Raw genomic sequence first — 23,651 nt, forward strand, 5'->3', positions numbered from 1 at the left:
AGGTGGCTTTTATATGAGCGGCCAAAAAAGAGGGATCAAATAAAGCGTCGTGCACATGACGATGATTTTCACTGGCAAACCAGCTTTCATAAAATCGACGAATCGATACTTTCCTTCTTCATAAACTATTAGGTTCGTTTGATAGCCGAAAGGAGTTAAAAAGCTAGCTGAGGCAGCAATCGCGATCGCAATTGCATATGGTTCAACATTGAATCCTAGTTGTTCCGTCATATAGAGTGCGATTGGAAAAACGAGAGCAGCTGCAGCGTTATTCGTAATCATCTCTGTAACGACTGAGGCTAAGATATAGATTGCAACGAGTAAAGGAAAGGGGCCATACTCACTCAATGGTAAGATAAATGTTTCTGTCATCATGAGAGCAGCACCAGACTTTTCAAGTGCCACCGCAATCCCTAGAGCAGATCCAATGATGCTTAACAGCGGCCAGGGGATCGATCGGAACGCTTCTTTGATTGTGATCACTCTGAGAATGAGAAAAAGGATACAGGTGATCATTGCACCGTGAGCCATCGAAATCCACTGCAAACTTACACTAAGAAGCATGGAGAAAAACAAAACATAAATGAGGATTTCTTTTCCCGACATTGTCAGTTTCTTCACCTGAGTTGGAAGTTCTTTTTCTTCATGGTGTATTTCCGGCAGTCGTCGATAGCCGTAAATACTCATGTAGAGAATCACTGCTATCGCGCTTGGTACACCGACTAGGGCTAATTCGAACATTGAAAACCCTTCATACCCATTTTGTACGAGCATGGAATGAATCAAAAGGTTCGTCGAAGTTCCAATCAGTGTACACATTCCGCCTAGAATAGCTGCATAAGACACTGAGATGAGAAATTTTGACGGATAAGAGTTTTTGGCGATCGACCACTTTTTAACGATTGGGGTGATCAGAAGAACGAGCGGTATATTGTTAAGGAAGCTAGACATTGCGGAAACGATCGCCATGATCTTCATCGTGCTTTTTGATTCATTATCAGCTGACCTCGAAATCATACTTGTTAAGGTTTCCACAACGCTGGTCCTCTGAATGGCAGTGATGATTACGAATAATGCTCCAACCGTGATGACACTCTGATTAATAAATCCTGATATGGCTTCCATTGGAGAGAGCACTCCGATTAGAAGTAGAATGAAGACAACTGAAACAAACGCAATGTGAGCCCTTACCCACTCGAACATCAAAATGATAAACATGATGAAAATGATGCTGATCGTGATAAATCCATAGATGCTCATCATTTCAACTGACACACTCTCCTATTAAAAATTTTTTATGTTCAGCCATCTACAGTCTTCTTCCTTTGATTTCGTCTACAATTTTCCGATTCATGTTTCGAAGATGTCTTTTCCGAACGGTTTGAATTTCTTTTCGAATGGCTGCAGCATGTTTCTTCGTTCCCATTTCATCATGGACTCTATAGCGTACGAGAGGCTGATCTAAATACTTGAAGTCGTATTTTTGCACGATTCTTAACCATAAATCATAATCATGCGTGAAGGGAAGACTTTCATCAAACACTCCGAGTTCTTCGAATAGTGACATCTTAAGCATCACCGTACATCCATTGATCGGACAGTTCACTTTGATCTTTCTATAAAAGAGTAGATTAGTTGGAAAGTAAACACCGATTGGGCCAGTGACGACAGCACTCGATTGATTCATCAGGACGTAAGATGAGTAGCTGACTGAGGCATTCGTTCTTTTCATAAACTCAACTTGCTTTTGTACTTTATCGGCTTCATAACAATCATCTGAACTTAACCAGCAAAAATAAGCCCCCGTTGCTGCTTTGATTCCAGCGTTCAGCGCACTTGCAGTTCCACCGTTTTCTTTCTTTATATACGTTATCGAACGCAGATATTTCTTAACTTTTTCTTCATGTTTCGTAGAACCATCGTTCACAACGATGATTTCAATATTTTCATAGGTTTGGTTCAGCGCACTCTGTATCGCCTGATCTACGTATGCGCAGTTATAGAATGGAATGATGATCGAAACCTTTTCCAACGGTCTCCCCCCTGGATTTTCATAGTCATATTAAATTATGCAATTGCTTCCAATTTGTATTGGACATTCCTCTATTTTATGGAGTATGTATGCGATGAACCAAACCTCTTCTTATTCAATGAGACCAACTTGTAGGTACTGCATAAGATGAAGGTGTGAAAGTATTAGAAAAAAGCAGAGAGGATTTTTGCTTTGACGAATAGAAACCCATTTTTTGCGAACTCCATTGCTAAGAGCGGAACACACTTAATGAAACAACTCCTAGAGGGACACCCAGAGCTTACGCACAAAGCATTCATCTATCCTGGTCATCTTCAACAACTCGAGGAGCATCGAAAAACGCTCTCCTCACTTCCAATAAACGCATTTGCAAACGGTCACCTCTTCCATTCCGCTGAGTATGCAGCCCTTTTTAAAGAACTGGAACTTAAACAGCTCTTTTTGTATCGTGACCCTCGAGATATTGTCGTGTCTTACGGTTATTTCTTCATGCAATTTCCTGACCACCCCTATCGAAAATACTTCCAAGATCATAAGTTGTCGATCAAAGAGAGATTTCTAATTTTCATAAACGGAGCAACTAATGATCTGATCAAGAGGCCTAATATTAGAGATTGGTACCAGAAGTTCGCAGGGTGGTTGAATGAACCGAATGTTCTTCCAATCTCTTACGAATCACTTGTAGAATCAAAAGAATCTCAGTTACAGCAATTAGAAAGAATAGTACGCTTCTTTCAGTTAGAACTTCACCAAGACGTAATAAAAACGCGAGTCAATCAGATGCAATCGAATGTAGATCCTAAAAAATCGGTCACATTTCGGAAAGGGCAATCAGGAAATTGGAGGCAAGAGTTTGATAAAGAGGTGAAGGACGCCTTTAAAGCGGTAGCAGGAGATCTTCTCATTCAATTAGGATACGAGAAAGATAAGAGCTGGTAATGAAAAAAGGGGGACCTCTCCCCCAATTAGCAAGCGATTATTTCTTAAAAGCGATCAACGCCTGTTCAAACAGATTCACACTTCGCTGCCATGTCCATTTCGCAGCTTCTTTCTGTCCTTCAACCATGAATTTGTTTCGAAGGTTCGGCTGCTGAATCAAGGTCGATACATCTCGAAACAAGTTATTTTCATGCCGGTAAGATAACAGGCAGTTCTCCCCGCTTCTGCAATAGTCCATGTTTCCACCAGAGTAAACCGTTGCAAGTGCCGCACCACACTTCATGGCTTCTAATCCTGGAAGAGAGGCGGTGTCGTAAGTAGACGAGCTCACGAATATGTCCGCTTGATTCAAGAATAGATTGAGCTGTTGATCATTTTGCGGAGTTAACGATTGAAACAGTTGATTTGCATGCATTTGCCTCAACCACCGTGATGAGTTTAATTCTGAAGGTGGTGTGATCAAATTTATTTTCAAATCAGGGTACGTTTGTTTCAACCGAGTGAAAACAGAAATCAAATACTCTTGCTCTCTATGCCAGGAATAGCCTCCTTCTGGGATTCGAAGGATGCCGCTTACCTCTAACTTCTTGTTGTTTCGGATGTTCATATTCCTGAACACATCACTGACTCCGACCGGTACAATTTTGCCTTCAACCCCATGATTTAAGTTGATGAGCTGTTTTTGCCAGTTTGAGAGAACAATAAGGTTCTTACTAATGTGATAGCTTTTAAAAGACGCTTCATGATCATCTAGAAAAACCGGTTCATAGCAGAGGCTAATCCGAACATGAATTCCTTTCCCTTCCTGACTCGCTTGCTGACACACGTTCGTAAGTGTGTAGAAGTTCGAAACAATCACGTCGCTTACTGGAAAATCATCTGATTTGATCCCTGTACCCTTTGTCCTGATAACCGTTACTTTGTTCGGATATTCGATAACGCCGCCAGGAGGCATAACAAAAGAAACGTCATGCCCCTTGTTTGCCAAACCATTGGCTAGTTCAACCAACATCCTTTGTGCCCCTCCCTTACAGAGAGTTAATGCAGCAAATGTAATTTTCATAGCATTGTTTTCCTTTCACTCAATTTGTCTTACAGCTTCTTTAAGCGATCAAAGCACTCTAGAAAACGAGTAAACTCTTTTTTGTTCCCCACTGTTTGAAGTTCTTCATGCAACGCTGCAACTTGTTCTTCACTCAGATGTTTAGGAATCAATTCTGTTAACGGTTCATTAAAAGCACGTCGCTTTCCGATACCTCTCAACATCTCATGAAACACTTTCTTCGTTAGCGAATAATCGTTCGGGTACGTTTCACATAGCTTGTGGTAATCTATCAATATTTGATTCACTTCATGCAAATTGAAAGGAACTGGTAAAAACGTAAGGCTAATGATCATACATTCGATCGACCGATACGTTTCTTGAAATCGGTAGTAGTTCTTTTTTGAATCGTCAGTATTATGAATCGAAACAGGATGTTCCTGGTGATAACTCACAAGCCTTGGATCCGTAACGTATTTAGCGCCTTTTTTATACAGTCTGAAGCCCATCTCGCAATCATCCCACCCATAGCCTGGGTATTCAGAGAACAGCCCTACCCGATCGAGCATTCCTTTAGAAACAGAAACATGTCCGGTTCCAAATAACTGCCACGGAATACGGTAGTCTTGTAATTGATAACCGTAATTGTTGATTAAAATACGTTTATAAAATTCTTCGTAATGTGTAGGCATAGTCATGGATTGGTACGATTGATTTATGATATCTGCTCGAGTGATCAAGGGTTTTCGTCCTTTGTTCACCTCGAACTCCTTAAACTTTTTTACCAGTATTGGATTACATTTTGCTAGTTCATAACACTCTTCAATCTGTTCAGGTGTGAAGTCATTAAATAGTACAGAGTACAGTCGTTTTATAAAAATGATTCCTGTTACGACCGCATTTTTAATTTCTTTGTGATAGGTGTGATGGATCGTCAAAAAATCCGGTCTCACCAGTATTTCTGCGTCAAGAAAGATAATAACTTTTCCTTTCGCTTCCATAAGACCTTTATTTCGTGCAGCCGCTCTTCCGATATTTCCGCCACAATCGATGTACTTCAGATCGAATGTAAACGAATGACGATTCATGATTTGAGCTGTTTCATCCGTAGAACCATCATCGATCAAAATCACCTCCACCTTAGATAAATCAAACGTTTGATTCTGGAGGGAGTAAAGCGTGAATAAATTCTGAGGAAATTTATTATAGGTCGGGATAATGATACTGATCTCTTTCTCAGTCTTGCTGCCATGCATGGAATCACCTCGCTCTCATAACCTTCATGTTTCTAGAATTCTTCTTTGCTCTTCTATAATCAGTTCATCGAGCATTCGTTCATACCGTTTTTTTAATGACGCGATTTCATTTTGTTGTTCATCACTATGGACAACGGATCCCATCTTCCTATGCTTTCGATAGTATAGTAAGGTTTCTTCCATACTTTCGATTCGTGCATATCTTGCCATCCTCATCCACATATCATAATCCTGGGTGTATTTCAGCTTCGGGTTAAACATTCCAGTTTTCTCGAATAACGCTTTCTTAACCAATACCGTACTTCCATTGATTGGACAGCTATTTTGTAAATGCTTTAAAAAGGCGAGCCTTGTTTTTAACCTTGTCCCGACATTCTCTCTAAAAACAACATTGTTCTCATCGATCAAGCTGAAGTTTGTATAGACGAGATCCGCTCCTGAGTGCTTCATGTGCGAGACTTGTTTTGCTATCTTGTCTGGTAAAAACAGATCATCTGAGCTTAACCATGCGATGAACTCACCTGTAGCTAAACCGACCCCTCGATTAAGTGCAGTCGCTGTGCCTCCATTACGTTTATAAACGTATTTAACAAGAGGGAGATAAGGGTCGATCAGCTGTTTGTGCATGGAAGAACCATCGTCTACCACAATGATTTCTATGTGTTGATACGTTTGATTCAGTGCACTTTCAATCGCTTGATTAACGTACTCACAGTTATAAAATGGAATGATGATACTAACTTTTGGACGATCACTCACTGGATCCCTCCTCACATATAAGTCGTTAACGCTTACCTATCACTAGTTTATGATTACGACGAAACGCCGACTAGATACACACCCACAACTCTCCATAAACCAACTAAAAAACGGCACTTGTCTACCATGCCGTTTTCGATTACCAATCTGGAGTTTTTTCATATCCTAACGATGTTAAAAGGGTGCCACTCTCTTTTTTAAATAGACTCTTTAAATCAGAATCGAACTCACCTTGCCAGCCGCCTATCGTACCTTTTCGAAACGTTGGTGACGTAGAAGGATCGATGTTCTTAAGCATATTTCCTACCATCCAAGAACGCGATTTAGGAACAGAATCGTCTTTCCATAGAAATTTAACGAGATGATGAAGAACGAGAATTCGATTTCGTTCTGATGAAATTAAGTCTTCAAACCGGATCGTAAAAACATTCGGACGGTCCTTCCATTTAGAAAAACTTGTATACCATTCTTCAATATTCGGCTGATAAGGCTTTTGAGGCGTGATCGGTTGACCGCCTTCAATTAAGAACTTCATGCGATCACGATGGGTAAATCCTTCTTGAGTAAATGTTTCATACAGCGGATGGATTGGCAAAGCCGGAATAAAATACGCATAAGAAACAACAACGTCTCGCGGGTCTCTCATGACAAATATCTTCTTCATATTCAACTTCGTAAAAAACGCATCCCATTCATCCGAACAGAACAAATGACCATTCACAAACTCATTTTTTTCTAGATTCTCTGTTCTAGAAAGCTGTAGCTTCGGTTGATTATTGAAGTGACCAAACATCCCTTTATCAGGGAAGTGTTTCATTCCAGGGATGCCAAGCAGAATTTGCTTTAGCAAATGTGTGCCGCTCTTTGGAATTGAAATCATGATAAAAGGATCTAATTCATTTGTTTTAGACAATGTCGTTCCTCACTTTCTCGTAGTAAAATACTATGGCTCACGTCTGCTCAAGGTTTCTATAGTACTCTAGAGAATCTTCTAGACTCTGGCGAAGGGAGTATGTCGGATTCCAACCAAGGTTTTTAATGTTCGACACATCCATCGGAATAACAGTTCCATTCTCACCAAGTTTCTTGTCGACTACGAAATGAGACACCTCTGTCAACGTCTCAAGTTCTCTCACTACCTCTTGCAGTGCGACAAGCCTTCCAGTAGCAAGATCATATGTCCGTGTTCTTTCTCCTGTAACAAATAACTTCTCATAAGCAAGTACTGCATCACGGACGTCAAGGAAATCCCTTTTCACCTGTAGATTCGAAACAGAAAATGCCTCGGACGTACGGCTTCGTTCCATATCTATGATGTGTTTCGTAAGCAGTGCACATATACCAGAAGAATTTCCTGGACCTATTAGGTTTGTTGGCTTAGCTAATACAACGTGAAGGTTATACAATTCTGCCAAGTGAAGAGCGACCTGCGACTGCATCGTTTTACTCAGCGCATAAGGGTGGCTGGGTTTTCCTTTAGCAGGATCATATTGAAGTGCAGAGCCAACCATCACGACTTTTGTCGAAGGTGTCGTAGTTCGTATCGCATCGAGCAAATAAACCGTCGATAACACATTTGCTTCCAACGTACGCACAGGATTTTCCCATGACGTCTGAACTGCGTTTACCCCTGCGAGGTGGAGCACATATGTTGGCTGTTCTTCTTTTATCAAACGATTGATAGCATCCTTGTCTGTTAAATCACACCGGACCGATCGCAAACCTTCTAAGCAAGTTTTTCGAACGACCGCAGTAACCTTCAGATCAGTCTTAAGGAAGTGTCTGCACGCATGCTGGCCCGTAAAACCAGATGCGCCCGTGATTAGAATGGAGTCATCACTCATCTTCCATCCAATCCTTAAGTTCCTTTAGCATTGATTCATAATTAGGAGGTGTATAAATAAAGTCTTTCCGCGTATTCACGATCGTACGATCTAGCACGACTTCTTCATCAGGTGTGATGCGTACGTCATCTTTATTAAATGCATTTTTAAACAAGTGTAGGAGCTCGTATTTCGATACCTTCTCACCAACGCATAGATGATAGAGTCCTGTTACGTTGTTCAAAAGCAAACAGTCGATCGCCTTCGCTAGCTCAAGCGTTGTTACGCCATTCCACATCATGTTCTTATACCCTTTTATTTCTCCTTTTTGCTGCATAAACCACAGTAGCAATCCGATGCCGTCCTTCTTCAGTTCTGGACCCACGATTGAAGTTCGGATCGTTAACGCACTGTCATCGTTCACCTCGCCCATTGCTTTTGTTTTTGCGTAAACAGACGTTCCATCCTTGGAATCAAACTCTGTATAATCACCCTTCTCACCTGAAAATACACAGTCTGTGCTGATATGAACAAGCTTCCCGCCATACCGCTTCGTTAACTTTGCAAGCTGATGAGGGAGTAAGCTGTTGACTTGAAAGGCTTCTGTTTTATTTCGCTCGGCGTGCTGATTCAAGATTCCAATCGCGTTGATCACGATGTCCGGTTTCATCTGATCGATCAACTCTTCTACCTGGCTCGGTATGAGAACGTCTAAATAGATTCCACCACTATTGCTGTCCCGGCAAGTATAGGAGACATCCCAGCCGTCTTTTCGCTGGAAATAATCCACGATCATATGCCCGGCCATTCCTTTTCCACCTAAGACAAGTAGCTTCATGAGATGAATCCACCTTTTTGAAGGAGATTCTTCAGCTCATCTCTCGACATCAAATTCTCACTAGAATTATAGTTTTCTAGTTCTACTTGCTTAAAGTCAGCGTAATATTCCTGAAGCCCGTCTACCGTAATTGATGGTAAGATCACGAAGTATTCTTTGTCGTAATACACCGTGCTCTGACTTTCATACTCTGAAAATAGTAACTCGTGCAACTTTTCGCCTGGTCGAATGCCAAGTACTTCGATGTCTACATTTTCCTTACCAGACGCTTCGATCAGCACATCTGCAAGGTCTACAATCTTACATGTAGGCATCTTCATAACGAAAATCTCGCCACCCTTGCTTTCGTACGTTGCTTTGAAAAGAAGCTTGATCGCATCTTCAAGCGTTAAGAAAAATCGTGTCATCCTCATATCTGTTATACCGATTTTACCGTGTTCTTCTATCTGGTTCTTAAATACATGGATAACGCTCCCGTTCGTGCCTAACACGTTACCGCCACGCACGCATACGAACGTTGTATTCGATTTGAGAACATTCGCATGAATGATCAAACGCTCACCCATCGCTTTTGTGAATCCGTAAAAGTTCGATGGATTCGCTGCTTTATCCGTCGAAATATAGATTACTTTTTCAACGTTATTAAGAATAGCCGCATCGATTACGTTTTGGGTCCCGATGACATTTGTCTTCATCGCTTCTAAAGGTTGATCCTCACATACCGGAACATGCTTAAGAGCTGCAAGATGAAAAACAAAGTCTACCCCTTTCGTTGCCTCGATTAGACCGTCCTTTTCCTTAATATCTCCTATAATAAATTTAAGCTTTTTCTCTTGATGAAAAGCTCGTTTCATCGCGACTTGACTGGACTCATTTCTCGAGAAAACTCTTATTTCGCTCGGCTGTTTTTCAAGCAATTGCTTTACAAGTTCATTTCCCCATGATCCAGTTCCCCCAGTTACCAGTATCGTTTTATTGTGGAACAACATGTAGCCCTCCCATTAAAAATTTCACCACTTTATCTGAAACTGCATCATCTGCATAGCCTTCTGGAAGATCCCATTCCGAAGGTTGATTCACCATCACGTTCACTGCTCGCAAAATATTCATCGCATTTAAACCTGAAACAATGTTGCTTCCACATGCAACGGTTTCTGGACGTTCCGTTGTTTTTCGTATCGTTACTGTAGGAATATAGAACAAACAACATTCTTCCTGGACAGTACCGCTATCTGTTAGAACACACTTTGCATTCTGTTCAAGCTTCACGAAGTCAAAAAATCCGAACGGTTCATGAAATTCGATGAGGGGATCTAATTCGATGCCATTCAACTGTGACAAACGTGATCTTGTACGCGGGTGAACACTACAGATCATCCGTTTACCATGTGTTTTAACAACATGATTCATTCCTTGAAGGATTTCTTTGAGGTTCTCATCATAATCAACGTTTTCAGCCCGATGAGCCGTAACTAGGAAATAATCCTTTTTTGTCAGGTTAAGATCCTCAAGAATCGAGCTTTCATTGATTTTAGCTTGATTATGTTTCAACACTTCATTGATCGGATTTCCAGAAACATAAACCCGATTGGTCGCAATGCCTTCCCGTAAGAGGTTTTCTTTACTTTGAGGCGTATACGGAAGATTGAATGTTGAGATCGCATCGATGACACGTCGGTTTTTCTCTTCAGGTACAGACCAATCAAAGCATCGGTTTCCAGCTTCCATGTGCACGACAGGAATTCCCATCCGCTCTGCTAAAATGGCACTTAACGCACTGTTTGTATCTCCTAACACAAGAACCTTATCAGGCATTTCTTTTTTAAATATGATTTCAAGCTCTCGATACATGGTCGCGAGCTGTTCTCCTAGCGATTGTTGCTGATTAAATAACATATAATCAGGCTCTCTTATACCGAGCTCCTTAAAAAAGATGCTGCTGAGGGTTTTCGTGAAGTTTTGCCCTGTATGGATAAGTACATGCTTATCTGCTAGATGATCGAGCTTATCGATGATCAAGCTCAACCGTATGATTTCAGGTCTAGTACCTAAAACGGTAATGATTTTCATGGTTCCTTCCCCTCCTGCTAGATTTCTAGGACAGCTTACTGATAGGTTATGTAAGTTATTAACAGTTTGATATGGTTAGCACACTATATTTGTAAAAAAACGGCATTCCGTTTAACACGATAAATTGATAAATTGAAACAAATGGAAATCTATGATTCAAGGAAGTAATTCTGTAGTTCAGTTATGTTCACAGGCTTTTGAATCGGAAAATCGGCAAATCTTAACACAACAAAAAGACGCTGAAGTGTGTCCTTACCTTCGCGTCTTTTCTTTATCTATGATCACTTTTTCGATGTGTTCGATTAGCTCATCTGCTCGTTTCGATGTGGAATGCTTCGCAATCACCATCAGATGACCTGCTCTTGCTATTTGAAGACGTTCTTTTTCATGTTTCAAGTAATACGCAGCTTTTTGAAGCACATTATGTTCATTAACAGCCACAAAGGTTTTCCCATCAACGAATCCGAGATCTGTTAATTCTTTCGATGATGAAGCTAAAAGGAGACTATTGCATGCTGGCACTTCAAAATATTTTAGTACTGGATAATGGTAAATCGAGTCACATGTAAAAAACATCTTCGCACGATTTAATTCCATTGCGTAAGATTCCCCTGCTAAATGACCTTTTCCAATTCGTTTATATCCAGGGTGTTCATAGTATTTAAAATTCGTCGTAGCCTTCAATTGGTTGTACATACTCGCTCGCAGTGGATAAAAGCTTGGAAATAATGCACCAAGCATTAAATAATCAGTACTTTTACCTAGCTTATAATCTTTGAAGATCGATGTGTCGACATGATGAGGAAACCAAATGAAGCGATCCTGAAATTCCGGATACCATTTTAAAAACGCATCTCGATAGTGAGCAAAGATTACAGACACGTTCCCTTTCTCGATAAACCGTTTACGGTGCTGCTTTTTATAATGAAGGTCATGCATAAAGATTCCGACCGGTATGTCTGTTTCATTTATTCTTCTTATAAAAGGGCAATAAGTAGGATGTAGATCGTTCATCAGAATGAAATCTGGACGTACTTGAACCTTAGCTAGAATGTCAGGTAACAATCCATGATCATGCCAAAAGATGACGTTTGCGCGTTTTTGTAATTCTCTCACCAAATAATAACTGCTGCGCTCTACATGCTTTGATAAATCTTTTGTAATAAATAAGATCGTTCGTTTCCGGACCATCCGTTCACACCCTTTCTTTCTAGCAGAATATAAAAAAGGTTTCACAGTTGTGAAACCTTCAAGAAAATTATAGTTCTAGTGAAACGATCTGATCTGTACATACCAGAATTTCATTAGCCTGTCCGGAAGCCCCTACAGGAGTAAAGATGACATAGTCAAAACCGATTTCCTTAATCATGACACCTGCAAGATCTGGTGTTCCATCACTATTTTGCGTTTCAGTCACATGCACCATCGTAAAGACTGTATTCGAGTTTTTGTACTGATACAATTTGGAATTCAATACTCTCAAACCCATACGATATCTCCTCTCAAAATAAATTCTAGGTTTATTCAACCTACTTTAATATAAATATGTATCCAAAAAATGGTTGTTTGGACAAATATCATTTTTTCAAAAAATAATTTATTTAACACGTAAAAACAAGGTGTTAGATAACTATTTTGTAAATAAATGGTTGTATTGCTCATACACTTTGTACCAACTTCTAATACATTATTGTAAGCCTGAAAATTGTCAGGTTGATCTTTCGATAAGGAGGAAATGATATGAGAAGAAGTCTTTTTGACGATACATGTTGTGGTTCTGTAAGACCTACTTCACATTGCAAAGGTTGTGTATGTGATGTGTTGCGCCGCATGGCTAACGGAAACAACTGTGATATTTGGGAAGATACAATGACTGAAGTGTATTTACTTCCTAAAGGTCAAACAGGATATATGTATATGAGTGGTGCAGAAAATCCTACAACATTCACTTTTATGGGGTTTGAATCGCACAGCTGTTGTGCAAGATTCCGTTACACTCCTTTAGAAGCTGGAGCTACACCTAGAACAGTTATCATCGACTGCAGCACGCTTGCTGGTATTTCTCGCGCTGCAAACTGAGAATAATAGATTTTCTTCATCGATGAAGGTTGCTGAAAAGCAGCCTTTTTTAATTTGAAAAAAGCCTCTAATCAATAGAAGCTTTTCATTCTTTTCACTCATGTTCGATAAATAGCCTGGATCAACTTGATATACTCCTCTTCTTTCCCAATATCAAACCGTTCACCTGAAGAAATTCTGGCGAGGCATCGCTCTTCTGTAAGAATATCCTTTATTGCATCTGTCAGTTGAATTTCGCCCCCTTTACCAGGATTCAGCTTATTCAACTTTTCATAGATGTTCTTGGTAAATATATATCTTCCTGTTACTGCGAGGTTTGAAGGCGGATTGGAAGCAGGTTTTTCTACTAGATCTGAAATCTCGTAAATTCCTTCAGACGTTTGCTTTCCTTTTATTACTCCATAGTCTTTAAGGTGCTGTTCTGCTACCTCTTTCACTGCGATCACATTTGCTCGGCTCTTATTATATACCTCGATCAACTCAGATAGAGCTGGCGTTCCAAGGAAGATGTCATCTGGAAGTAGTACAGCAAATGGGTCTTCACCAGTAAACGACTTTGCGAGAGAGATCGCATCACCCAATCCTTTTGCATGAGACTGCCTTACATATTGGATGGAGACGTTTGGGACCTCCGTTTTCTTTAATAAGTGTGTTTTATTTACACGCTCTAGAAACGCTTCAAGTTCTAAGGAGTGATCAAAGTAATCCATGATAAGGTTTTTTGTTCGAGAGATGATGATCAATATTTCTTCTATACCAGAAGCAACTGCTTCTTCTACTACATAGTGGATCGCCGGTTTACCACAGATTGGGAACATCTCTTTTGGTATTACTTTTGTAATCGGTAGGCTTCTTGTACCATAACCGGCTGCAGGAATCACTGCTTTCTTTATCATACGTGCTCCCCTTCCTCTGTTCTCTATTTTAATACTTTATTCAAGGGTTAAAACACAGTAACTTGTCTATTGAAAAACAGGCGAATAAGCATTACGGATGAATGCCTATTTATTACCAACTAATGCAATTTCATCACACCAACGCCTTCAAGCCTAATACGATATAAAGTAATGTGATTGTTATTGGAGGGAACACCGGATGGATATATGTATCGTTGGTGCAGGCTATGTTGGTCTAACGACAGCCGTTTTGCTTGCTGAACTTGGACACAACGTCCATTGCATCGATAAAGATATCGATAAGATCGAGAAATTAAACCAAGGGATTTGCCCTATACACGAGCCGGAGCTCGAGGATTTAATAAAAAAGAACACCAAGAATGGACGTTTGATCTTCTCTGATGATCGTGAAGCATGTATGCTTCATTCTCCTACCATACTCATCGCTGTCGGTACCCCGCCGAAACCGAATGGCGATTCTGATTTAACAGCTTTTAAGAAAGTGTTCCAACACATCTCGCAAAAAATCTCCACACACAAAACGATCATTATTAAAAGCACCGTCCCTCCTGGTACAAATGAGTGGGCACACAACTACCTCATCGAGAAAGGAGTCGACCAAAACCTGTTCGATGTCGTCTCAAACCCTGAATTTTTAAGAGAGGGCTCTGCCATTTACGATTCGTTTCATCCGGATAAAATTGTGATTGGCTCAAGATCTACAAAAGCAAGAAAACGGGTGAAAGAACTATACGCACAGTTATCAGCTCCCGTTATAGAGACGACCTTAACAGGGGCAGAGATGATGAAATACGCATCGAACGCATTTCTTGCTACAAAAATTTCGTTCATCAATGAATTCGCAAGAGTTTGCGACAAGTATCACGTCGATGTTACTGATGTAGCCTCGTCACTAGGAATCGATCCGAGAATCGGACCGCACTTTTTACAGTCCGGACTTGGTTATGGCGGTTCGTGTTTTCCGAAAGACCTCGATGCACTTTGTTATGCAGCAAGAAAGAAGCGGATTTCAACTCAGCTATTAAAGGCTGTAAAGCAAGTTAACAGTGAACAAGTCGATTACTACATCAGGAAGTTAGAAAAGAAATTACGAGGACTAGAAGGAAAGCGAATTTCAGTTTGGGGGCTTTCTTTTAAACCTAACACAGATGATATACGTGATTCGCAATCGATTAAACTCTGCGAAAAACTCATAAAAAGCGGGTGTTCAGTCTTTGCATTCGATCCAGAAGCACATGCTGGAAACCTATTTATCCATCAAACGAACGATATGTATGATGCGCTATCAGGTTCAGACGTGTTAATCGTCGCAACCGACTGGGCACTATTCAAATCACCTGATTGGGAACGAGTGAGGAACGAATTGAAAGGAAGGATTGTATTGGATGGTCGGAACTTTCTTGATCCAGAAGAAGTAAAACATGCTGGTTTAACTTATCTTGGGGTTGGTCGAGCATGACGATTCTCGTAACGGGTGCTGCCGGCTTTGTTGGCTCGCACCTATGTGAGCAGCTTCTTAATACGTCCGAAACCGACGTGATTGGAATCGACCTGGACATCGAGGGAAATGAAACCAAGATAAGAAACATAAAGCAGCTGCTCAAACGACCAAAATTCAAGCTCTACGACATTGACCTTTTAAAGCAAGACCTCTCAGGGTTGTTAAAAAATGTGGATGTGATCTACCACCTTGCTGGGATACCTGGTGTAAGATCAAGTTTCGGCAGCGACTTTGAACGCTACATCCTCAACAATGGCCTGGTCACTCAAAAACTACTAGAAGCAAGTAGAAATCACTCAATCACAAAATTCATCTATGTCTCCACCTCCTCAGTCTATGGGGAGAAGGTTGGAAAGGTTTCAGAAGATATGAAAACGGTTCCCCTATCACCCTACGGAGTAACAAAGCTCACAGGAGAACAGCTTTGTCATATTTATCATCTCTATTTCGGGGTGCCTGTCGTCATTTTGCGTTACTTCACAGTGTATGGCCCAAGACAACGCCCTGATATGGCATTCCATCGATTCATCAAGCAAATGCTGCAGAATAAGCCGATTACAGTTTACGGAAACGGGCTTCAATCAAGAGATTTCACCTATGTGAGCGACTGTGTACAGGCGACGGCAGCTGTAAAAGATGCAGACAACGTCGTTGGGGAAACGATCAACATAGGTGGAAAAGAACGTGCTACAGTCCTAGATGTGATTTCCATACTAGAAGAACTTCTCTCTAAGAAAGCCAAGATCAATTTCGTATCGAAAGCAACAGGTGAGCCGATGCACACATGGGCTGATATTTCAAAAGCTGAAAACCTGTTAAACTATCGACCAAGCGTGTTGCTAAGGGAAGGGTTAATGAATGAAATTATAGATTTAACCAAGTTATACGGTAGAAAGGATTGAGGATAGTGAATATCGCCTACGTTTGCACAGAGAAACTTCCATCTCCCGCTGTAAAAGGTGGGGCGATTCAGATGATGATCGATGGGGTGCTTCCTTATCTCGCAGAACACCACTCCATGACCGTTTTCTCTGTTCAAGACCCAGAATTACCTGATTATGAAGAGATAGATTCCGTTACGTATATACGAGTCCCTCGTGAAAATTACAGCGAAAATGTTGCAGAAGTACTTACTGAGATGACACCTTTTGACCTCATCCATGTTTTTAACAGACCCAAAGCTGTTATTCTGTATAAGAGCGTCATGCCAGAAAGCCAGATTGTACTGAGTCTTCATAACGATATGTTTAAAGAGCGGAAACTAAGTGATGAAGAAGGCATGAAAGCGATCGAGTGCGCATCCCAAATCATGACAGTCAGCAATTATATTAGAGGAACGATATTAAATCGGTTTCCAGAAGCCGATGAGAAGATTCAAGTCGTCTATTCTGGTGTCGATCTAACCCAGTTTCAACCTTCGTGGACGGAAGAGGGAAACAAGATCAAACAAAAGTTAAAACAGAAGTACCAACTAACGAACCGAAAAGTGATCCTGTTCATCGGAAGACTCAGTAAGACAAAAGGACCACATCTGTTGATCAAAGCGATGCCAGCCATTTTAAAAGAACACCCCGACGCGGTACTCGTTATTTGTGGAGGAAAATGGTTTAGCGACAACCGTTTGAATGAATACGTCTCATACCTCTACAAACTTGCTAAACCGTTAGGAGATCATGTGCTCTTTACAAAATACATTCCTCACGAGGACATACCAAGAACCTTCTTACTCGGTGATGTTTTTGTCTGCAGTTCACAGTGGCAGGAGCCCCTCGCTCGTGTCCATTATGAAGCGATGGCAGCTGGTGTTCCACTCATCACAACGAAACGAGGAGGAAATGCTGAGGTTGTAACGCATATGCACAATGGTCTTGTTGTAGGAGCATACCGGCAGCCCTCATCTTTCGCAAGGGCAGTATGTGACTTGTTAAACCACCCTGAGAAAGCGATAGAATTGAGCTTAAATGGACGTAAAGTAGTAGAAGCGAATCATACGTTTCAACACGTCGCAAACCGCTTAGAACGCGTATATCGTAAGGCATGTCCTTTAGAAACCATTCTACCCGCCATAGAACAATCGCTTGAACCAGTTGAGGAAGATGAGGTAGTTGAGGAAGTTGAAGATTTTGACGATGACACGTTTATATTTCCTGAACGTTCACCTACCCCGGTACAAGAAACGAGGCAGTCTAAATTAGAGGAACCTTGGATCTTCGATAGAACTTACAGACAAAAAAAGAAATAGAACCGGTCGTGACCGGTTCTATTTCTTTTTACTCGTCTTCTTCGTCCTCTTCTTCAAACTCTTCTTCCTCTTCATCATCAAGGATTTGAGTATCTTCAATAGCTGCTGCTTCCTCTTCTTCCTCTTCTTCCTCTGCTACTTCCTCTTCCTCGTCCTCGTCTAAGTCAAACTCGAATGAGAGCTCTTCTCCACTCACCATTTCAAACGCTAGTTCCACTTCTTCGACTTCTCCTCCTGCAAGCATTTCTTGCAGCTTTTTCAATACTTCTTCGTGCTTATCGTGATGCGCCATCATAATTCCCCTTTTTCGTTAATTTGCATTGTATTCTCGTTAAAGAATTCTTTATAGGGTATGAGCATTTTGATTTTTTGTATAGGACAAATGGTGCGATTTACCTTCCACTGATGAACCTATTTTTCGATCAAGCTGGTACCCAGATTGAAGAAGCCTTCATTGGGCTATCGATTACTCTCACTTTCTTTACGCATTTTTCATCTTCATCTTCATCTTCATCTTCGTCATCGTCTTCATCTTCGTCCTCATCATCTTCATCTTCATCTTCATCTTCATCTTCATCTTCGTCTTCGTCTTCTTTAATCACGTGTCCTTCTAATTTGACCTCTTCTTCAATCGGTAACTCATCCTCTACTTCTTCAACCTCTAGCTCATCGGTTACATCTTCAGTCGTTTCCTCAACCTCCAGCACGTCTTCAACTTCTAACTCCTCATCTTCTACAATAGGTTCTTCACAGCCACAATCTTCTTGGAAGAATGATTGCTGATTCGTAACTGGGCAACGATATCTGCTTTTACCTAAATTACGAGGTCGACCGATCGTTCTCACCGTAAGTGCATACTTCTCTTCAACTTCTCCATGTGTCTCTTCTGCTACCGGGGCTTCTTCAACGTTCTGTACAACTTCTTCTATCTCGCTTAATTCCATAGTCGGTTCTTCTATTGGAGCACTACTAGTTTCAGGCTCCTCACTAACACTTTGGGGGCTAAGCTCTTCTGAAGAGACAAGGGGTATGTTGACCGTTCCATCGCCTGGAGGCAATTCTTTCAAGTTTGTCGTTGGAATCGGAGGTGTATGAAGTGAAGATGTGGTGTCTACTTCTAACTCCGCTTGCCCATCAAGGATTTTTTCATATTCCGCATAACTCCACCCCATCGAACCAGGAGGAGAGAATCGAAACTCTTCAAGCTCTAACTTAGGAATCGCTTTCTGCTGTGAAACTTGTTCCATCGCTTATGACACCTCCTTTTATTCCTTTGAAAATTCCATCAAAATTCGATAGAAACTCTTCCTTTGAATTTTCTACAGCGATAATGTTCCGAATGTGCATCAAATATTTTTCATCTGACCAGGATCTTTTCTGACTGAGATAGTATTTATGAGCGATGGCACAGAATAAATGAGGAAATTTCAAATCTGTCCATAGGACCCGATATTGCCCTTCTGTTAGGGGATGGACCTGGTCATAATGGATGAGCATCTCCTCTGCTAGCTCATGATCCCAAACCGCAAGCTTCTTCATTACTTTATTCATCAGAATACGAATATCTCGAGATGGTAAATCAGCATTCACTGAATGAAGATCTCTCATGAAGGCAGCCCCATCTTTCTCGATCAAACGAGCCATCGTGAAATCTTGCTGACAGAACATTTTTGACTCAAAAACTTCATTCGTCCATGAAGAAAAGTTTGGATTGTCTAGTTCAGCTAAAGCTTCTTTTGCACGGGCGAGCATCAAATCGACCTGTTGTAAAAACAGAATTGAGAATTGATCCGTTGTGTAGTCGTTCGCAAGCTTTTTATAGCCTTCTAACTCTTGAATCTTCCAGCGATATAGCTTATGCCACTTGTCTATTCGACTTCGCTTCTTGCTTCCTTCAGGTTGAACGTATCCTTTCGAGGCATTGTGGAATTGTCCGATAAACGCCATCGTTTTCTTCGTCTGTTCTTTATCGTAATACAGCATCGTTTCGCCTTCTACATCTTCATACAGAACATAAGCATGGTCTTCACCCGCAAGGATCAATCCATTGTTTCGAGTTCGAATCAACTTTGCGATCGGCATGCCTTTTTCTTGGAGATGCCAATGTGCACCTGCAATGTAAAGCATCCGATCGGGTCTGATGAACTCTTGCCTCAACATCATCGTTCCTTGCTTCGTATGCACACGCCATTTTGTTCGTCCTTGTCTACTGAAGATCAAATGAACCGCTGTCGGTTCAACGGGATAATAACGGAGTACCTGGTTCAATTCAGCAAGATTGGCTGTTTCATGCACAAGAGAATAATCTCCGTCGTCAGCTAGATCTTCCATGTCTTCATTCAAATCATCGATCTCTTCACCGTCTATGTCTTCACTTACGTCTTCAGCCTCTTCAGCATGTTCCAAATCTTCTAACTCCTGCTCAAGATTCCTTTCTTCTTCCACGATCGTTTCCCTCTCTTCCTCTACCGTCTAGAAGCAGCTTCATAAACGGATTTTAAGTTAGACGCTACTCGATTCCAGCCAAACTTCTCCTCGACATACGCACGGCCGAATTTACCGTAGCGATCTCGAGTTCCTTCACTTGAAAGAAACTTGCCAATCATATCTGCATAGGCAGTAGGCTCATCAAATTGATGGATCACGTTCCCGTTCTTTCCCTCTACAATCACTTCGGGGTTCCCTCCCCGGTCACTTGTTAATACAGGTAATCCAGCAGCCATCGCTTCGTAATGAACGCGTGCGAGCGGCTCTTGCCACTGAGAACAACATACGAAAACATCCGCCATCGAGTAGAGCTTTGGAATGTCCTTCGGCTCAACAAATTTAATGAACGTAATGTTGTCAGGATACATGGCACCTAGTGTATAAAGGTGCTTTACATAGTTGTTTACATCGTTCTCACCAAACCATTTAGATCCAATGAAAACCATGTGTGCATCTGGATGTTGTTCGATAATTTTTGGCAGCGCATGAAGCAGAATATGAGGCCCTTTTACTTTACTCAGTCTTCCAACGAACAAGATGACCTTCTTATTTTCAATATTCAATTGAGACTTGATCGAATTTCGTAGTTCTCTGCCTTTCGATGTCCATCTCGGATGATAGGTGTTTAAGTCCACACCAGAATAAACCGTTTGCACTTTTCCTCGCGCTGAAGGAAAACGATCTGTGATCGTTCGCCCGATATAATCACTCACCGTAACGATTTTCGAAACGAGGGAGATACACGTCTCTCCTTCTTCGTCCTCCATCTTTCCTTGTGCGAACATTTCGTTATGCACGCTCAAGATAAACTTACTCGTAGGTGACGCCTTCTTTAATTGTTCGATCCAAGCTGGACGATTACAAACATGGATAACGTCGAATCTGTTATCACTTATCTCTTGGATAAGCCCTTCTAAATAATCTTCCTGATTGATGCGAATGTACTGCACTCCATTGCTTTTTTCTCTTGATTCCAAATTCACATCATCGATCGATATGACAGTCACATCATGATGATTTGCTAGAAGTTTTGAAACGGCTTCTAAATAAATTTGAATCGCACCGCCCCGTATTGCTGGAACAGGCAACTTCTCTGTTGCGACTAAGGCAATTTTCATGTTCACCCTCCTTTAATTCTTTAAGACTCCGTATGCGAACGCCTGATGACGTTGATAAGTTTTAGAACGTTAAGCAGAACACCACTTAAAATTCTGTTTATAAGCATGATACGGAGGAAAAGGAAGGTTGTGCGAAATCCTATACCTAAAACATAAAAAGGGCTTTACCACCTGTTAAATATACCTATTTTTCAATAGATTGGTCGAAAATGGTGACATGACTATCTCCTTCTCCATAACGTATTAGGAACAGATATGATAGGTAGGTGAACTTATGGAAACTTGGCACAATAAAGATGGAGCCTCAGAAGAATTCAGAGGATCCAATCAGGTAGTGTTTCGTTCTTCAGACATTGCCGATGAAAGTGATGTTGAGGTAACCATCGACGCGCCCGTAAGCGATTCGTTTCACAGCATGGATTTAAGCAACCTTGTTGATCCAGAAGAGGAAGAAGCCGGTACAGAACTTACACCAGAAATGCAGGAAAAGCTAACGAAGCTTGCGGAACTTTTACTCCCTAATTGGGAATTTAACGTAATGAGTATCGAAGTCATACAAGGCGGACAGATGGCTCTTGTATGGAAGTTTATGACTGACGAAGGACCTAAGTGTTTAAAGAGGATACATCGTCCGGAAAAGAAAGCACTCTTTTCCATTCATGCGCAGGACTATTTAGCAAAGAAGGGTATGCGCGTACCTGGAATCATTCCAAATAAAGATGGCAGTCTTTATACAAAACATGGTCCATTCCTGTTTGTTGTCTATGAATGGATAGAAGGAAGACCGTTTAACTTGACCGTTCCAGAAGACTTGCAGTGGATGATGAGAGGACTTGGGGACTATCATACACAGTCAGTTGGCTATGTTCCCCCTCCTGCAACACCAATCTTCTCTAAACTTGGTAAATGGCCTAAGCACTACATTAAGAGATGCCAGCAGATGGAAACTTGGAAACTGATCGCAAAACGTTTTCCAGAAGACCCTTTTTGCCAGCTTTATTTAGCAGAGATCGATCCATTCATCGTGAAAGGAAGAGAAATCCTAGACCAACTCCGTGCTTCTCATTATCCTGAATGGGTAGCGGCTTGTAAGAAGAAACCAAGTCTATGTCACCAGGACTACGGAACTGGAAACACACTGCTTTCAGAAGAACAAATTTGGATCATTGACCTTGATACAACTACTTTCGACTTGCCAATTCGAGATTTACGTAAAGTCATCATTCCACTGATGGGAGATACGGGTGTATGGGATCATCAGCTGTTTGAACTGATGTTATCCGCTTATGAAGAAGTTGCCCCGTTAACACCAGAACAAAAGAACGTGATGTATATCGACATGTTATTCCCTTATGAACTGTACGAAACGGTCAGCGAGCGCTTCGGAAGAAAGAATGACATCATGCCAGAAGAATTAATGGCAGCGTTTGAATATGAAAAACGGAAAACAGAACAGCTTTCTCAGCTGCTATAAGAAAAACGCCCCGGCATGTGCCGAGGCGTTTCCCTTATGTTGCGATAATGTTGTAGCCGCTATCGACGTGAATCATTTCTCCGGTGATGCCACCTGAAAGATCACTCATCAAGAAGAGTGCAGTATTTCCTACATCTTCTTTCGTTACTGTTCGACGAAGAGGTGATTTCTCTTCAATTTCTTTTAAGACTGAGTTGAAGTCTCCGATGCCTTTTGCAGCTAGGGTACGTATTGGTCCAGCAGAAATGGCATTAACGCGAATCCCATCTTTTCCAAGGTCGTTCGCAAGGTACTTCATGCTCGCGTCAAGTGATGCTTTTGCAACACCCATCACGTTATAGTTGTTCACGACACGTTCTCCACCAAGATACGTCATCGTTAAGATGCTTCCACCTTCTGTCATTAATGGACGAGCAGCTTTTGATACCGCTGTAAGTGAGTATGAGCTGATGTTGTGAGCCAACAGGAAGCCTTCTCTCGTTGTTTCAAGATACTCTCCTTTAAGCTCCTCTGTTTTTGCAAACGCAATACAATGCGCAAGCCCGTGAATCACACCAACTTCTTCTTTAATCTTTGCAAAAGTAGCCTCGATCTCATTATCGTCAGTTATGTCACAAGGTAAAATAACAGAATCATCACGCTCAAGCGTAGCTGCAAGATCACGTACGTTTTTCTCCAAACGGTCGCCAGCATATGTAAAAACAAGTCTTGCACCAGCGTTACTTAGTGCTTGAGCGATTCCCCAAGCGATGCTGCGTTTATTGGCAACACCCATTACGACGTATGTACGATTTTCAAGAGACAGGTTCATATCCATGCTCCTCCTCGGTTTTTTATTATTAGTTCTTAGCACCACGTGCTAATTATAACATGCTTTATGGAACCTGTACCATGTTGAATTCATTACCCTTTGCTCGTTTCGATATTTCTTTTTTCATAACCGCAATGAGGACATACAAAGATGATATTCTGATTCGATTGAGCGGTAATGGTATGTTCTAATTCACTCTTCTTATGACAAGCTGGACACACTACCTCAAGTTCAGGGTTCAAATCCATGACCTCCTTCAACTG

The 23,651-nt window shown here is 41.2% G+C and carries 25 protein-coding genes; 6 read left to right on the forward strand and 19 right to left on the reverse strand.

What is annotated here, in order from left to right:
- Positions 1-9: 9 nt before the first annotated feature.
- Both ACXADT_RS15935 and ACXADT_RS15940 read right to left on the reverse strand, forming a co-directional pair.
- Positions 10-1,275, reverse strand: coding sequence for an SLC13 family permease (locus ACXADT_RS15935; protein WP_270181678.1), 1,266 nt, complete (start codon positions 1,273-1,275; stop codon positions 10-12).
- A gap of 34 nt (positions 1,276-1,309) precedes the next feature.
- Entirely contained in the window at positions 1,310-2,032 is a 723-nt protein-coding gene (locus ACXADT_RS15940) for a glycosyltransferase (protein WP_474831868.1), read from the reverse strand.
- Positions 2,033-2,224: 192 nt separating this feature from the next.
- Between ACXADT_RS15940 and ACXADT_RS15945 the strand changes: the two genes are divergently transcribed.
- A complete protein-coding gene (locus ACXADT_RS15945) occupies positions 2,225-2,971 on the forward strand; it encodes a sulfotransferase domain-containing protein (protein ID WP_474831870.1) in 747 nt (248 codons plus the stop codon).
- A gap of 37 nt (positions 2,972-3,008) precedes the next feature.
- On the opposite strand, the gene ACXADT_RS15950 is transcribed toward ACXADT_RS15945, so the two are convergent.
- From ACXADT_RS15950 to ACXADT_RS15995, 10 genes are all read right to left on the reverse strand, one after another.
- A complete protein-coding gene (locus ACXADT_RS15950) occupies positions 3,009-3,983 on the reverse strand; it encodes a glycosyltransferase (RefSeq protein ID WP_474831871.1) in 975 nt (324 codons plus the stop codon).
- Positions 3,984-4,063: 80 nt separating this feature from the next.
- Positions 4,064-5,269 (reverse strand): glycosyltransferase family 2 protein, encoded by a 1,206-nt coding sequence (locus ACXADT_RS15955; RefSeq protein ID WP_270181674.1) that lies wholly within the window; start codon positions 5,267-5,269, stop codon positions 4,064-4,066.
- Between the two features lie 24 nt (positions 5,270-5,293).
- On the reverse strand, positions 5,294-6,028 hold the full coding sequence (locus ACXADT_RS15960; protein ID WP_474831873.1) for a glycosyltransferase: 735 nt from the start codon (positions 6,026-6,028) through the stop codon (positions 5,294-5,296).
- A 139-nt stretch (positions 6,029-6,167) separates the two neighbouring features.
- Positions 6,168-6,941: a sulfotransferase domain-containing protein gene (locus ACXADT_RS15965; protein WP_474831874.1), complete on the reverse strand. Its 774-nt coding sequence runs from the start codon at positions 6,939-6,941 to the stop codon at positions 6,168-6,170.
- Between the two features lie 37 nt (positions 6,942-6,978).
- The gene (locus ACXADT_RS15970) at positions 6,979-7,872 is read right to left on the reverse strand and encodes an NAD-dependent epimerase/dehydratase family protein (protein ID WP_474831876.1); all 894 of its coding nucleotides are present in this window, start codon (positions 7,870-7,872) and stop codon (positions 6,979-6,981) included.
- A complete protein-coding gene (locus tag ACXADT_RS15975) occupies positions 7,865-8,689 on the reverse strand; it encodes a dTDP-4-dehydrorhamnose reductase family protein (RefSeq protein ID WP_270181670.1) in 825 nt (274 codons plus the stop codon). The genes ACXADT_RS15970 and ACXADT_RS15975 overlap by 8 nt, the downstream gene beginning before the upstream one ends.
- The gene (locus tag ACXADT_RS15980; RefSeq protein ID WP_270182050.1) at positions 8,686-9,675 is read right to left on the reverse strand and encodes a polysaccharide biosynthesis protein; all 990 of its coding nucleotides are present in this window, start codon (positions 9,673-9,675) and stop codon (positions 8,686-8,688) included. Before ACXADT_RS15980 ends, ACXADT_RS15975 begins: the two co-directional genes overlap by 4 nt.
- A complete protein-coding gene (wecB, locus tag ACXADT_RS15985) occupies positions 9,662-10,759 on the reverse strand; it encodes a non-hydrolyzing UDP-N-acetylglucosamine 2-epimerase (RefSeq protein WP_270181669.1) in 1,098 nt (365 codons plus the stop codon). The genes ACXADT_RS15980 and wecB overlap by 14 nt, the downstream gene beginning before the upstream one ends.
- 252 nt (positions 10,760-11,011) lie before the next feature.
- On the reverse strand, positions 11,012-11,950 hold the full coding sequence (locus ACXADT_RS15990; protein WP_474831878.1) for a glycosyltransferase: 939 nt from the start codon (positions 11,948-11,950) through the stop codon (positions 11,012-11,014).
- Between the two features lie 67 nt (positions 11,951-12,017).
- Positions 12,018-12,248, reverse strand: coding sequence for a hypothetical protein (locus ACXADT_RS15995; protein ID WP_270181667.1), 231 nt, complete (start codon positions 12,246-12,248; stop codon positions 12,018-12,020).
- A 251-nt stretch (positions 12,249-12,499) separates the two neighbouring features.
- Here ACXADT_RS15995 and ACXADT_RS16000 point away from each other — a divergent pair, with 251 nt between their 5' ends.
- Positions 12,500-12,838, forward strand: a complete 339-nt coding sequence (locus ACXADT_RS16000; protein WP_474831879.1) for a hypothetical protein — start codon at positions 12,500-12,502, stop codon at positions 12,836-12,838.
- 98 nt (positions 12,839-12,936) lie between these two features.
- On the opposite strand, the gene ACXADT_RS16005 is transcribed toward ACXADT_RS16000, so the two are convergent.
- A complete protein-coding gene (locus ACXADT_RS16005; RefSeq protein ID WP_270181665.1) occupies positions 12,937-13,734 on the reverse strand; it encodes a UTP--glucose-1-phosphate uridylyltransferase in 798 nt (265 codons plus the stop codon).
- A gap of 199 nt (positions 13,735-13,933) precedes the next feature.
- On the opposite strand from ACXADT_RS16005, the gene ACXADT_RS16010 reads away from it, so the two are divergent.
- Genes ACXADT_RS16010 through ACXADT_RS16020 form a run of 3 tightly spaced genes read left to right on the forward strand, consistent with a single transcriptional unit; the run spans position 13,934 to position 17,498 of the window.
- Positions 13,934-15,214, forward strand: a complete 1,281-nt coding sequence (locus ACXADT_RS16010; RefSeq protein ID WP_474831881.1) for a UDP-glucose dehydrogenase family protein — start codon at positions 13,934-13,936, stop codon at positions 15,212-15,214.
- On the forward strand, positions 15,211-16,158 hold the full coding sequence (locus ACXADT_RS16015; RefSeq protein WP_474831882.1) for an NAD-dependent epimerase/dehydratase family protein: 948 nt from the start codon (positions 15,211-15,213) through the stop codon (positions 16,156-16,158). Before ACXADT_RS16010 ends, ACXADT_RS16015 begins: the two co-directional genes overlap by 4 nt.
- A gap of 5 nt (positions 16,159-16,163) precedes the next feature.
- The gene (locus tag ACXADT_RS16020; RefSeq protein ID WP_474831883.1) at positions 16,164-17,498 is read left to right on the forward strand and encodes a glycosyltransferase family 4 protein; all 1,335 of its coding nucleotides are present in this window, start codon (positions 16,164-16,166) and stop codon (positions 17,496-17,498) included.
- A 28-nt stretch (positions 17,499-17,526) separates the two neighbouring features.
- Here the strand turns inward: ACXADT_RS16020 and ACXADT_RS16025 are convergent, their stop codons facing one another.
- The 4 genes from ACXADT_RS16025 to ACXADT_RS16040 form a co-directional block, all read right to left on the reverse strand.
- Positions 17,527-17,790 carry a hypothetical protein gene (locus ACXADT_RS16025; RefSeq protein ID WP_474831884.1) on the reverse strand — a complete coding sequence of 88 codons (264 nt, stop codon included), beginning with the start codon at positions 17,788-17,790 and terminating at the stop codon, positions 17,527-17,529.
- A gap of 130 nt (positions 17,791-17,920) precedes the next feature.
- Entirely contained in the window at positions 17,921-18,745 is an 825-nt protein-coding gene (locus ACXADT_RS16030) for a hypothetical protein (RefSeq protein ID WP_474831886.1), read from the reverse strand.
- Complete coding sequence (locus ACXADT_RS16035; RefSeq protein WP_474814810.1) at positions 18,711-19,793, reverse strand: CotS family spore coat protein; 1,083 nt, start codon at positions 19,791-19,793, stop codon at positions 18,711-18,713. Before ACXADT_RS16035 ends, ACXADT_RS16030 begins: the two co-directional genes overlap by 35 nt.
- 170 nt (positions 19,794-19,963) lie before the next feature.
- Positions 19,964-21,103, reverse strand: coding sequence for a glycosyltransferase family 4 protein (locus ACXADT_RS16040; protein ID WP_270181658.1), 1,140 nt, complete (start codon positions 21,101-21,103; stop codon positions 19,964-19,966).
- A gap of 415 nt (positions 21,104-21,518) precedes the next feature.
- Between ACXADT_RS16040 and ACXADT_RS16045 the strand changes: the two genes are divergently transcribed.
- On the forward strand, positions 21,519-22,577 hold the full coding sequence (locus ACXADT_RS16045) for a CotS family spore coat protein (protein ID WP_474834557.1): 1,059 nt from the start codon (positions 21,519-21,521) through the stop codon (positions 22,575-22,577).
- A 34-nt stretch (positions 22,578-22,611) separates the two neighbouring features.
- Here ACXADT_RS16045 and fabI read toward each other — a convergent pair whose 3' ends face one another.
- Both fabI and ACXADT_RS16055 read right to left on the reverse strand, forming a co-directional pair.
- On the reverse strand, positions 22,612-23,388 hold the full coding sequence (fabI, locus tag ACXADT_RS16050) for an enoyl-ACP reductase FabI (RefSeq protein ID WP_474831888.1): 777 nt from the start codon (positions 23,386-23,388) through the stop codon (positions 22,612-22,614).
- Positions 23,389-23,480: 92 nt separating this feature from the next.
- Positions 23,481-23,630 (reverse strand): hypothetical protein, encoded by a 150-nt coding sequence (locus tag ACXADT_RS16055; RefSeq protein WP_270182071.1) that lies wholly within the window; start codon positions 23,628-23,630, stop codon positions 23,481-23,483.
- Between the last annotated feature and the right edge of the window lie 21 nt (positions 23,631-23,651).

This window comes from Anaerobacillus sp. ABR4_321 (genome assembly GCF_056158505.1).